This is a genomic window from Mycobacterium sp., assembly GCF_035640695.1.
Classification (GTDB): Bacteria; Actinomycetota; Actinomycetes; order Mycobacteriales; family Mycobacteriaceae; genus Mycobacterium.
This window is the reverse complement of the sequence record NZ_DASQVQ010000133.1, coordinates 1-12,285: the sequence shown is the minus strand read 5'-3', so window position 1 is coordinate 12,285 and position 12,285 is coordinate 1. Positions and strand designations below refer to the sequence as shown.

Here is a 12,285-nt window from a genome sequence, read left to right as displayed (position 1 = left end):
GCCGGGTCGATGACGCCGTCGGAGACCATGTCGCCGTAGGACAGCGTGGCCGCGTTAAGGCCGTGGCCGGGCGGCAACTCGCTGACCTTGTTCACCACCACCGAGCCGTCGAGCCCGGCATTGGCGGCGATCCAGTACAGCGGTGTGTTGAGCGCCGCGCCGAAAACGTCGACCCCCAGGGCCTCGTCACCGGACAACGACTCGCGCAGCCGCTTCAGCGCCGTCCGGGCCTGCAACAGCGCCACCCCGCCGCCGGGCACAATGCCCTCCTCGACCGCGGCCTTGGCCGCCGACACCGCGTCCTCGACGCGTGCCTTGCGCTCCTTGAGCGCGGTCTCGGTGGCCGCGCCGACCTTGATCACCGCAACGCCGCCGGACAGCTTGGCCAGCCGCTCTTCCAGTTTCTCGCGGTCCCAGTCGGAGTCGGTGGTCTCGATCTCGGACTTGATTTGCTTGATCCGCGCGTCGATGGCCTCCTTGCTGCCGCCGCCCTCGACGATCGTGGTGGTGTCCTTGGTCACCACGACGCGCCGGGCCGAGCCGAGCACGTCGAGGCCGACCTCACGCAGCAGCAGACCGACGTCGGGGTTGACGACCTGCGCTCCGGTCACCACGGCAAGGTCTTCAAGGAAAGCCTTCCGGCGGTCACCGAAGAACGGCGCCTTCACCGCCACCGCCCGCAGCGTCTTGCGGATCGCGTTGACCACCAGGGTCGACAGCGCCTCGCCCTCGACGTCCTCGGCGATCACCAGCAGCGGCTTGCCGGCTTGGGCCACCTTCTCCAGCAGCGGCAGGAAGTCGGGAAGTGAGCTGATCTTGTCGCGGTGCAGCAGCACCAGCGCGTCTTCGAGCACAGCCTCCTGCCGGTCGAAGTCGCTGATGAAATACGCCGACAGGTAACCCTTGTCGAACTGAACGCCCTCGGTGATCTCCAGCTCGGTGGACAGCGTCGAGGATTCCTCGACGCTCACAACGCCATCGCCACCCACCTTCGTCATCGCCTCGCCGACCAGTTCGCCGATTTCGGGATCCCGGGAAGAAACCGTTGCGATCTGAGCGATTCCGGTCTGACCCTGCACCGGCGTGGCCGCGGCCAGCAGTGCCTCCGACACGGCGTCCGCCGCCTTGCCGATGCCCGACCCGAGCGCGATCGGGTTGGCGCCGGCGGCGACGTTGCGCAGTCCGCCCTTCACCAGCGCCTGCGCCAGCACGGTCGCGGTGGTGGTGCCGTCGCCGGCCACGTCATTGGTCTTCGTCGCGACCGATTTCACCAGCTGAGCGCCGAGGTTCTCGAACGGATCCTCGAGCTCAATCTCGCGCGCGATCGTGACGCCGTCATTGGTCACCACCGGGCCGCCGAAGGCCTTGGCCAACACCACATGCCTGCCCCGCGGGCCGAGCGTCACCCGAACCGCGTCGGCGAGCTTGTCGACACCGGATTCCATTGCGCGGCGCGCTGTTTCGCTGTACTCAATTTGCTTAGCCATAAGCTGTCGCTTGTCCTTAGGTCCGTGTCCGGCCAACGCATGCCGCCCCGGAAATCCGCCGCTGTCGCGCGGGGATCGCCGGGGCGGTCACGCTTGTCGTTACTTGTTGACGATCGCCAGCACGTCGCGGGCCGACAGAATCAGGTACTCCTCGCCGTTGTACTTGATCTCGGTGCCGCCGTACTTGCTGTAGATGACGGTGTCGCCCTCCGACACATCCAACGGAATCCGCTTTTCGCCGTCCTCATCCCAGCGGCCGGGGCCGACTGCGACGACGGTGCCTTCTTGCGGCTTCTCCTTGGCGGTGTCGGGGATGACCAGACCGGACGCGGTCGTGGTCTCGGCCTCGTTGGCCTGAACGAGGATCTTGTCCTCGAGTGGCTTGATGTTCACGCTCGCCACGATTGAGCCCTCCACTTGATTGGGATGCGGTCCGGGGCTGGTCCCCGGACCGGTCGGGATTACAGGTGTCCGGCATACGCCCTGCTCCCCCGCCGTCGTCGCGGGTGCCGACACGGGAGCTGTCGCCTGCCACCTAGCACTCTATACATGCGAGTGCTAGCACTCAAGGCTGGCCCCTGGCATCTTCCTACACCCGCGACGTGAGCACCGGCAGACCGGGATTTGCGGCCGCCTCCAGCGTCGACGGGGCGGCGCCGGCCGCGATTAGATGCGCCGCGAAGGACGCAATCATCGCGCCGTTGTCGGTGCACAGCCGCGGCCGCGGCACCCGCAGCGTCAGACCGGTCGCCGCACACCGCGCTTCGGCCAGCTCACGCAGCCGCGAATTGGCGGCCACGCCGCCGGCGATCAGCAGCGTCGACACGCCCAGGTCAGTGGCGGCGCGCACCGCCTTGGCGGTCAGCACGTCGGCGACGGCCTCCTGGAAGCCGGCCGCCACGTCGGCCGCCACCCAATCGGGGCGACTCTCCAGATAGCGGGCCACGGCGGTCTTGAGCCCGGAGAAGCTGAACGCGTACGGGTCGTCACGCGGGCCGGTCATGCCGCGCGGGAACACGATCGCACCCCGATTGCCGGTGCGGGCCAGGTCGTCGAGCACCTTGCCGCCCGGGTATCCGAGCCCGAGCAGGCGGGCAACCTTGTCGTAGGCCTCGCCGGCCGCGTCGTCGACCGTGCCGCCGAGCTCGATGATCGGTTCGCCGAGCGAGCGCACGTGCAGCAGGTTGGTGTGACCCCCGGACACCAGCAGTGCGACGCATTCCGGCAGCGCGCCGTGCTCGTACACGTCGGCGGCGAGATGCCCGCCGAGATGGTTCACCCCGTAGAACGGCACACCCCACGCGGCCGAATAGGCCTTGGCCGCAGCGACTCCCACCAACAGTGCGCCGGCCAAACCGGGGCCGATCGTCGCGGCGACAACATCCGGCCTCGAGATCCCGGCCGCGGCGAGGGCACGCCGCATGGTCGGGCCCAGCGCTTCGAGGTGGGCGCGTGAGGCGATCTCGGGGACCACTCCGCCGAAGCGCGCATGCTCGTCGACGCTGGAGGCCACCTCGTCGGCCAGCAGGCGCACATTGTCGTCGGCGGTGAGCTCGGCGACGCCGACACCGGTTTCGTCGCAGGAGCTCTCGATCGCGAGGATGGTCAGCGGGCGGGAGCGAGGCGATCCGGAAACAGCGGTCGTCACGGCGGGTCCCGCCGCATCGTGTACGCGTCGGCACCACTGCGGTAGTAGTGCTTGCGCAGACCGACCTCGACGAATCCGGCGCTGCGATACAGCCCGATCGCGGCGGCGTTGTCGGTGCGCACCTCGAGGTAGACCGTTCCGGGCTTGCCGCCTGCGCCGGCGAAGTCGAGCAACGCGCCGAGCAGTTGCGTGCCGATCCCCTGGCCTTGGTAGGCCGGATCCACACCGATCGTGTGCACCTCGTATTCACGCGGAGGCAGCAGCCCCAGCCGGGCGATTCCGGCGTAGCCGACGAGCTTGTCGCCGGCCCGGGCGGCGACGTAAAGGTTGTGCCGGGAGCCGATTTCGTGGACGAACGCCGACGCCGGCCAGGGATCATCCCCCTCGAACAGCTGCACCTCCAGTTCGGCGCAGCGCGCGACGTCGGCGTGGGTGAGCGCATCGATCGTGATCGTCATTTCGCCAATTCCCGAGTCGCTTCGCTGCTGCCCTCCGGCCCGGCCACCGAGCGTTCGGCAAGCGATTTGGCGTCCGGGCGACGCAGATACAGCGGTATCAGCGGCGGGGGTGGCGCCGACCAATGGGACACGGCCCGCACCAGGCCGACCGGTGTCGGGTATTCGGCGTCCAGGTACGGCAATTCGAACAGTCTCGCCTGCTCGCGCGAGCCGGCGACCGCCCTAGCGGACCCGACCGGCACATCCGCCGCGGCGTCCACGCCCGGTCCGTCGATGCGAACACCGTCGCGATAGCGCGCCCAGTACACCTCGCGGCGGCGGGCGTCGGTGACCACGAGCACGTCGCCCTCGGTACCGACGCCGATCGCGTCGAGGCTGCATACCCCGTACGCGGGTACATCCAGCGCGTGGCCATATGCGGCGGCCGTCGCCATGCCCACGCGCAAACCGGTGAAGGGTCCCGGGCCGCAACCGACTACGACGGCGCCGAGGTCGGCGAAGGTCAGACCGGAGTCGCGGAGGGCACCGAGCACATTAGGCGTGAGTTGCTCGGCGTGGGCGCGGGCGTCGACCGTCACACGCTGGCCAAGCACTTTCAAAGAGTGGTGCCGCCGCACGACTCCCGCGATGACCGCCGGGGTCGCGGTGTCGATGGCCAGCACGACCGCGTTCACGATCGGCACCACTCCCAGGTGGCGGTGCGTACATCGGTGTTGGCGCCACGCTCCAGCCGCACGTCGAGATGGCGGTCCGACAGCCGCTCGACGAGCCCCTCGCCCCACTCGACGACGACGACGGCGTCGCCGAGATCGGTGTCCAGGTCCAGCGAGTCGAGCTCGGCGAGCAGGTCGACGTCGGAGTGGTCGAGCAGCCGGTAGAAGTCGACGTGCACCATCGCCGGCGCCCCTGCACGGCGCGCCGGGTGGACCCGTGCGAGCACGAACGTCGGTGAGATGACCGCGCCATCGACATCCATGGCCTGTGCGATTCCCTTGGCCAGCACCGTCTTTCCGGCGCCGAGCGGCCCGGAGAGCACGACGACGTCACCGGCGCGCAGGTCCTTGCCCAGCCGGACACCGAGGGCCAGCGTGTCGTCGGTGCTCGGCAGGGTGGCCGAATTCGAGTCAGCCACGGCGGCGGACCTTCTCACGCACCCGCCGCGTCAGCATGACGAGTTTGGAGGGCATGGCGCGGTCGACCAACCGCATCAGCGCGTCGTTGACGACGTCGGGCCGCTCGAGCTGCACCAGGTGCCCGGCGCCGCCGACGACCACGCGCTCCGCGTCGGGAAGTTCGGCTGCCATCGCCTCGGAGGCGTCCAGTGGCGTGAGCTGGTCGTGGTCGCCGCAGAGGATCAGCACCGGCACCTTCGCCAGCGTGGGCAGCGCCGCCGTCTCGTCGTGCATTTCGAGTGCGCGCAGAAATTCCACCAGCGTGGTCACCGGGGTTTCGTGGATCATCTGCTCGGAGAACTCCACGACGCGGCGGCTGACACGGTGATCACCATAGGAGGCCGCACGCAGGATCGGCCGCAGCATGCCTGCCACGGCGGTGCGGGCCCGATGCACCAGGCCCGGCGCATAGCGCACCGCGGCGCGCGCGCCCTCCAGCGCGGGGTTCTCCAAAATCTCGCCGAGTGGGGACTCCGAAAGTCCTTTGGCCGCAGACGCGATCAGCGCAACGGCGATGATACGGCTGCCGTACTGCTGCGGGTAGCGGTGCGCATGCGACATCGCGGTCATGCCGCCCATCGAGTGGCCGACGAGCACGACGGGCCCGCGCGGCACCATCACCTTCAACACCACCTCGAGGTCTTCGCCGAGCTGTTCGATCGTGTACGTGTCCGGCGGCGCCTCGCCCGACTCGCCGTGTCCGCGTTGGTCGTAGAACACCATGCGAACTTGCGAGCCCCACTCGCCGGCGAGCCGTGCCCGCTGAAAGTGGAACGCACCCATGCGCATGCAGAATCCGTGCGCGAACACCACGGTCAGCGGCGCGTCGACCGGCCCGGTCTCGCGCACCATCAACGGCACGCCGTCCGTCGTGGTCACCACGCAGCTGCGGTCGGCGTCGAGCAGGTGGAAGTCCTCGTCGGCGTAGGGATCCGGGATTGTCTTGCGCCGGCCCATCGTGCGGGCGGCCGAGACGCCCGCGACGGCACCCACCGCGGACACCCCCGCGACGCCGGCCAGCCAGGCGTTACGTCGACGGGTCAACGGCTTTCGGCCTCGCGGTAGACCCTGGTCACCCGGCCGCGCGGGCTCGTCACCACCTCGTAATGGATGGTGTCGAGCAGGTCGGCCCAATCCTGGGCGGTGGGCTCGCCGTCGAGTCCCGGACCGAAGAGGATCGCCTCGTCACCCTCACGCACCGTGGTTTCGTCCGGCCCGAGATCCACGACGAACTGGTCCATGCAGATGCGTCCCACGCTGCGGCGCAGCCTGCCGTTGATCAGGACGTCGATGCGCCCGCTCAACGCGCGGTACACGCCGTCGGCGTAGCCGATCGGCAGCAGCGCCAGCGTGGTGTCGCGGTCGGCGATCCAGGTGTGCCCGTAGGACACACCTTCGCCCGCACGCACCGACTTCACCAGCGCCACCGAGCATTTCAGCGTCATCGCAGGCATCAGGCCCATCGGGCCGCGCTCCGGGATCGGGCTCAGCCCGTACACCGCGATGCCGGGCCGGATCATGTCGTAGTTCAGGTCGGGCCGCGACATCGCCGAAGGCGAATTCGACAGGTGCGCCACCTCGTATCGCACGCCCGCCGCCCGCGCCTTGGCCAGCATGTCGGAAAACAGCTGCGCCTGAAGGTCGTTCGTCGGGTGGTCGGGTTCGTCGGCGTGCACCATGTGCGACATCAGGCCGCGCACCCGGATCGCGTCGTCGGCCTGCGCACGCAGCAGCGCCTCCAGCATCGCCGGGTATTCCGCGGCACTGACCCCATTGCGGTTCAGCCCGGTGTCGATCTTGACGGTCACCGAAGCGGTCCGCCCGGTCCGTCGTGCCGCATCCAGGAGTTCGGTGAGCTGGCGCACCGACGACACGGCGATCTGCACGTCGGCGTCGAGCGCGGGCCCGAAATCGGTGCCCGGGGCGTGCAACCAGGCCAGCACCGGCGCGGTGATGCCGTCGCGCCGCAGCGCGAGCGCCTCCTCGATGGTGGCCACCCCTAGTTCTGCGGCGCCCGCGCCCAGCGCCGCGCGCGCGACCTGGTTGGCGCCGTGCCCGTAGCCGTCGGCCTTGACCACCGCCATCACCGCCGCGGATCCGGCATGCTCACACAACACCCGCACGTTGTGTGCGATCGCGTCGAGGTCCACCACGGCCTCGGCCGAGGTGTGCGGGGTCAACGATGTGGTAAGCGGATACATGTCAGTTTCACCGCCGACAATTGTTCCAGACCGGCCGAGTGGGCCGTTCTGACACCGCTGGGTTGCGCGACACACTCAGTGAGCGAAGTGCCGCTGGTTGTTGAACTGTCCGCGTGGCTTGAGCTCGTCCATGTGCTGGATGACGGCTCGAAGATCGTCGCGCAACGACCGTGCCAGGTCGGCGGAGAACCCTTCGCGCACCACCACCCGCAGCACCGAGACGTCGGCGGCGTTATCGGGCATCGTGTAGGCCGGCACCTGCCAGCCATACGCACGCAGACCCGCGGACACGTCGAACTCGGTGTACCCGAAGTCACCGGCCAGCCGGAACGCCACCACAGGAATCGCCGAGCCGTCGGAGATCACCTCGAAGTGCTTGGTGCTGCGGAGTTCGTCGGCCACCCAGCGGGCGGTCTGGGACAGTGTCTGCATCACCTGGGTGTAGCCGGCGCGGCCGAGTCGCAGAAAGTTGTAGTACTGGCCGACGACCTGGTTGCCCGGCCGCGAGAAATTCAGCGTGAACGTGGGCATGTCGCCGCCCAGGTAGTTGACCCGGAACACCAGCTCCTCCGGCAGCGATTCGCGGTCGCGCCACACGACGAAGCCGATTCCCGGGTAGGTCAACCCGTATTTGTGCCCACTGACGTTGATCGACACCACGCGGGGCAGACGGAAGTCCCATTCCAGGTCGGGATGCAAAAACGGTACGACGAAACCACCGCTGGCGGCGTCGATGTGTATCGGCACGTCGGCGCCACCGTCGGCCGCCAATTTGTCCAGCGCCGCGGCGACCTGCCCGATCGGCTCGAGCTCTCCGGTGTAGGTGGTGCCGAGGATTGCCACCACGCCGATGGTGTCCTCGTCGACCGCGTCCAGCACCTGTTGCGGCGTAATGACGTAGCGGCCCCTTTCCATCGGCAGGTAGCGCGGTTCGACCTCGAAGTAGCGGCAAAACTTCTCCCAGACGACCTGCACGTTGGATCCCATGACGAGATTCGGTGTGCGGGTGCGCCAGGCATCGCCGACTCGTTGCTTCCACCGCCACTTCAACGCCAGCCCACCGAGCATCACCGCCTCACTGGAACCGATCGTTGACACCCCGGTCGCGCTATGCGGGTCGTCGTCGCGCAGGTTCTCGGCGTGGAACAGGTCGGCGACCATCGACACGCAGCGCGACTCGATGGCCGCGGTGACCGGATATTCGTCCTTGTCGATCATGTTCTTGTCGAAGGTCTGGGCCATCAGTTTCTCGGCCTGCGGCTCCATCCACGTGGTGACGAATGTGGCCAGATTCAGCCGCGAGCTGCCGTCGAGCATCAACTCGTCGTGGATGAAAAGGTAAGTGGCATCCGGATCCATGGTCTCGTCGGGCAGCCGCAGCGCCGGCACCGGGTCAGTGAACAGCCGCGCCGTGTATGCCGGTGCGATCGACGACGTTGGATGGGATACACGCGGCATCGGCGGTCCTTTCTAGAGCGCGGCGACAGCGGAGCGGATGTGGGTGAGGACCCCCGACGCCGACGTCGGGGCCGGGCCAGGCCCGGGATCGGCGGCCGCCATGTTCGCCGCGCGGGCGTGCACGAACGCCGCGGCGGCGGCGGCCTCGACGGCGGGCAGCCCGGCGGCCAGCAGCGAACCGATCATGCCGGACAGCACGTCACCCGAACCGGCGGTGGCAGCCCAGGATTGGCCGGCCGGGTTGAGGTAGACCAGTCCGTCGGGGTCGGCGATTACGGTGACGTTGCCCTTGAGCAACACGGTCGCCCCGAACCGGTCGGCGAGTTTTCGGGTCGCGCCTATCCGGTCGTCGCCCGGCGGTGCGCCGGCGAGCCGGGCGAATTCGCCCGCGTGGGGGGTGAGCACGGTCGGCGCGGTGCGGTTGATGGCGAGATCGGGATGGGCGGCGAGGATCGTCAACGCGTCGGCGTCGACGATCACGGGCAGGTCCGTGTCGAGCGCGAACCACAACGCGGACGCGCCCGCGTCGTCGGTGCCGATGCCGGGCCCGACCGCCCAGGCCTGAACCCGGCCCGACGCGCTGGCGGTTGGCGCGGCGATGATCTCCGGCCACTGCGAAAGTACCTGCTGGGCAGCGCTGCCCGCGTACCGCACCATGCCGGAGGTGGCCTTGACCGCGGCGCCGGTGCACAGCACGGCCGCGCCGGGATAGGTCGCCGAGCCGGCCAGAATGCCGGCCACGCCCTGGGTGTACTTGTCGTCGTGCGGGCCGGGCGCCGGCCAGCGGGCCTTGACGTCGGCGGCCTCGAAGCCGAGCACGTCGGTCGGGGGTAGGTCCAGCCCGATGTCGATCAACGCCACGCGTCCGCAATCACCAAGGGCGTGAACGGGTTTCAGCCCGCCGAAGGTCACGGTGAGCGCGGCGTGGACGTGCGGGCCGCTGGCCGCGCCGGTGTGCACGTCGAGGCCGCTGGGAATGTCGACGGCCACCACCGGAATGCCGGCGTCTTGGACGGTCGCGAACACCGCGGCGGCGTTGGGCCGCAGCGGGCCGGTCCCGGAGATGCCGACGACGCCGTCGATCACCAGATCCGGTGTGGTCGGGATCGTTTCCACGACGCGGCCGCCGGCCTTCGTGAACGCGGCGAGGGCCGTCCGGTGCGTGCGCTCGGGGTTGAGTAACACCGCCGAGGCCGCCGCGCCGCGACGGCGCAAAAATGTCGACGCCCACAGCGCGTCACCGCCGTTGTCGCCCGATCCGACCACCGCGCAGACGTGGCGACCGGCCACGCCGCCTGTGCGGGCCCGCAGTTCCCGGGCGATCGCGGTGGCGAGTCCAAACGCGGCACGTCGCATCAATCCGCCTTCGGGAAGACTCGCCAGCAGTGGCGCCTCGGCTTCGCGGATCTCGTCGGCGGTGTAGTAATGCCGCATCAGGGCCTCGGCTCTTGTTCGTACTGAATTCGGTGCAGTTCGGCGTAGAGGCCGTCTCGTGCCAGTAATTCCTCGTGGGTACCGTCTTCGGCCACCACACCGTGATCGATGACGATGATCTTGTGGGCGTCGCGAATGGTGCTGAGACGATGGGTGATAGTGATCACCGTCCGCCCCTCCATCAGTCTCTCCAGGGCCTCGGTCACCAGGTGTTCGGAGCCGGCGTCCAATGCCGCGGTGGGCTCGTCGAGAACGAGAATCGGATTGTCACGAATGAGGGCACGCGCAATTCCTATGCGTTGGCGCTGACCGCCGGACAGGCTGGTGCCGCGTTCGCTTATCGGGCTGTCGTAGCCCTGCGGCATCCGGGAGATGAACTCGTCGGCATTGGCCAGTTTCGCGGCGCGGACGACATCCTCATGGCTGGCGTTGGGCCGCCCGAAGGCGATGTTGTCGCGCACGGTTCCGCGGAACAGCACGGTCTCCTGAAGCACGAAACCGATCTGGCACCGCAGTCCGTGCACCTTGTATTCACATATGTCGACGCCGTCGATCTTGATGTGTCCGGTGTCTGGGTCGTAGAAGCGGCCGATCAGGCTGATCAACGTGGATTTTCCGCTTCCGGTCGGGCCCACGATGCCAGCCATCTGACCGGGCTTGATCGTGAAATGGATATCTCGAAGCACGGGGACCGCCGCGTCGTAGCCGAAGGCCACATGCTCGAACGCCACCTCGCCGCGAAATGGCGGTGGGTCAATAGCTTTGGGCCGTTCCGGGACGACATAGTCGGCGTCGAGAATCGCCCGGATTCGCTCGAAACCCACCGACACCTGGGCGATATTGTTCGTCATCATCGCAAGGTCTTGCACGGGTTGGAAGAACCTGGCGAGGTAGGACAGGAACACCGTCAGAGCGCCGATCGTCATCGCGCCGGCCAGCACGAGCGATGATCCGCGCCAGAGCACGACCCCGGTGCACAACGCCACCGCGAGCCCGACCACCGGTGTGAGCAGAGCCGAGGCCCGCCGGGCTTTCAGCCACGACAACACCATGTGCCGCCCGGCGACGTGTAGCTGGCGCTCTTCGAAGTCCTGTCGCTCGAAAGCCTGCACGACCTCGATGGCCTGCAAACCCTGCTGCAGCATGGAAACCATATCGGACTGGGTCTTGCGCACCTCTTCGGTCGCCGCCCTGATGGCCTTGCTGATCCGCCACACAAACAGCGCCAACAGCGGTGTCACGGTGAGCGCAATGAGCGCGAAATCCCAATGCAGCCAAAACATTACCCCAAGCATGCCGACGATGGTCAGCGAGTCGGTGAACATGTTGAGGGTGGAAGCCGATGCGAAGTTCTGAATAGTCAGCACGTCATTGAACATCGTGCTCAATATCGAGCCGACCTGATGGGTGTTGTAGTAGCCGAGGGAAAGGCGTTGCAAATGTTGGTACATCTTGAGCCGAAGATCATTTGCCAAGCACTGTCCCACTCGCTCGGTGTAGTAGCTGGCAACGTAAAAGCCGATGCCGGACACTACTGCGATCAGGACAGCCAGGATGCCGGCGGCCGCGGCGATGCGTAGTTTGCTTTCACTGCCCAGCACCGAAAGCACCGAGATCGCCAGCCAGTGCGGAACCGGACGATTGCCGACGACGTTGTCTAGGACGATCTTCAGGGGCCAGGGTCCGGCCAGGTTCATGGCCGTCTGCAGGAGCATGGCGGCGAGGATGAGGGCCAGGGTCCGGCGGTACGGTAGGAGCAGTTGTTGCAGTAGGCGCGCCATAACCGCAGTCTCCTTCTCGCGGGCGGTCCCGGCGGACGGTAGGTCGGGCTCAAAGCCTATCGCCGCCGTTTTTACAACAACTCCCAGGTTGGCACGCGGCAGGTGGGCATAGGCTGCGCTTATGCCGGCCCCGGTTCGGATTGAATGAGCAGTTTCGCCCGCTCGGCAAGGCATGGGCGTAGCATCCGCGTTGACCGAAGCGCTTGGGACATCGACTCGCATAGGAGGTTCGGCAATGTTGGCCATACGTGAACATGGGGTGAATGACTATCTGGCGTTGCGGGACATGGACGCCACCGACGTCGGATTGCTGACGGACGACGATCGAGCATGTCTTGATGCTCTCGGCCAGTATCTCGTCGCTACGGATAGCTGGCAGCGATTCGGTATATGGTTGCTGCACAAGCATTTCGAGCCGGAGCCCGGCGAAGTGTTCGTCGAACGTGTGCTGGCCGACAAACGCCAAACCAGAACGGTGCTGGTGCGGCGGTCGGCCGCGCAGGACTTGAACGCGACCGCGGTGCGCTTTGATCCCGCCGTCGACTCCGGTCTGGGTGTGATCGGCATGGAGTTCGCCGAATCGGACGACTTCGGCGCGATCTCCCCGCTGAGTTTCGACGACGAAGAAGTGCTGGCCGGCATCGCC

At 67.6% G+C, this 12,285-nt stretch carries 12 protein-coding genes; 1 reads left to right on the top strand and 11 read right to left on the bottom strand.

Annotation, left to right across the window (positions count from 1 at the left end; translation table 11 throughout):
* From groL to VE759_RS15730, 11 genes are all read right to left on the bottom strand, one after another.
* The coding region (groL, locus tag VE759_RS15780) for a chaperonin GroEL (RefSeq protein WP_324934084.1) at positions 1–1,487 on the bottom strand (1,487 nt) is incomplete at its 3' end.
* Between the two features lie 99 nt (positions 1,488–1,586).
* Positions 1,587–1,889: a co-chaperone GroES gene (gene groES, locus VE759_RS15775; protein WP_066982812.1), complete on the bottom strand. Its 303-nt coding sequence runs from the start codon at positions 1,887–1,889 to the stop codon at positions 1,587–1,589.
* 187 nt (positions 1,890–2,076) lie between these two features.
* A complete protein-coding gene (gene tsaD / locus VE759_RS15770; RefSeq protein WP_324934086.1) occupies positions 2,077–3,096 on the bottom strand; it encodes a tRNA (adenosine(37)-N6)-threonylcarbamoyltransferase complex transferase subunit TsaD in 1,020 nt (339 codons plus the stop codon).
* Positions 3,097–3,131: 35 nt separating this feature from the next.
* Positions 3,132–3,593: a ribosomal protein S18-alanine N-acetyltransferase gene (rimI, locus tag VE759_RS15765; RefSeq protein ID WP_324934079.1), complete on the bottom strand. Its 462-nt coding sequence runs from the start codon at positions 3,591–3,593 to the stop codon at positions 3,132–3,134.
* Positions 3,590–4,267, bottom strand: a complete 678-nt coding sequence (gene tsaB, locus VE759_RS15760; RefSeq protein ID WP_324934077.1) for a tRNA (adenosine(37)-N6)-threonylcarbamoyltransferase complex dimerization subunit type 1 TsaB — start codon at positions 4,265–4,267, stop codon at positions 3,590–3,592. Before tsaB ends, rimI begins: the two co-directional genes overlap by 4 nt.
* Positions 4,264–4,725, bottom strand: a complete 462-nt coding sequence (gene tsaE / locus VE759_RS15755) for a tRNA (adenosine(37)-N6)-threonylcarbamoyltransferase complex ATPase subunit type 1 TsaE (protein WP_324934075.1) — start codon at positions 4,723–4,725, stop codon at positions 4,264–4,266. Before tsaE ends, tsaB begins: the two co-directional genes overlap by 4 nt.
* Positions 4,718–5,809: an alpha/beta hydrolase gene (locus VE759_RS15750; RefSeq protein ID WP_324934073.1), complete on the bottom strand. Its 1,092-nt coding sequence runs from the start codon at positions 5,807–5,809 to the stop codon at positions 4,718–4,720. The genes tsaE and VE759_RS15750 overlap by 8 nt, the downstream gene beginning before the upstream one ends.
* Positions 5,806–6,966 (bottom strand): alanine racemase, encoded by a 1,161-nt coding sequence (alr, locus tag VE759_RS15745; RefSeq protein ID WP_324934072.1) that lies wholly within the window; start codon positions 6,964–6,966, stop codon positions 5,806–5,808. The genes VE759_RS15750 and alr overlap by 4 nt, the downstream gene beginning before the upstream one ends.
* A 75-nt stretch (positions 6,967–7,041) precedes the next feature.
* Positions 7,042–8,424 (bottom strand): glutamate decarboxylase, encoded by a 1,383-nt coding sequence (locus VE759_RS15740; protein WP_324934071.1) that lies wholly within the window; start codon positions 8,422–8,424, stop codon positions 7,042–7,044.
* Positions 8,425–8,436: 12 nt separating this feature from the next.
* Entirely contained in the window at positions 8,437–9,858 is a 1,422-nt protein-coding gene (locus tag VE759_RS15735; protein WP_324934070.1) for an NAD(P)H-hydrate dehydratase, read from the bottom strand.
* Complete coding sequence (locus VE759_RS15730; protein WP_324934068.1) at positions 9,858–11,885, bottom strand: ABC transporter ATP-binding protein; 2,028 nt, start codon at positions 11,883–11,885, stop codon at positions 9,858–9,860. Before VE759_RS15730 ends, VE759_RS15735 begins: the two co-directional genes overlap by 1 nt.
* 40 nt (positions 11,886–11,925) lie before the next feature.
* Between VE759_RS15730 and VE759_RS15725 the strand changes: the two genes are divergently transcribed.
* Positions 11,926–12,285 (top strand): hypothetical protein (locus VE759_RS15725; protein ID WP_324934067.1); only part of this gene is annotated, 360 nt, incomplete at its 3' end.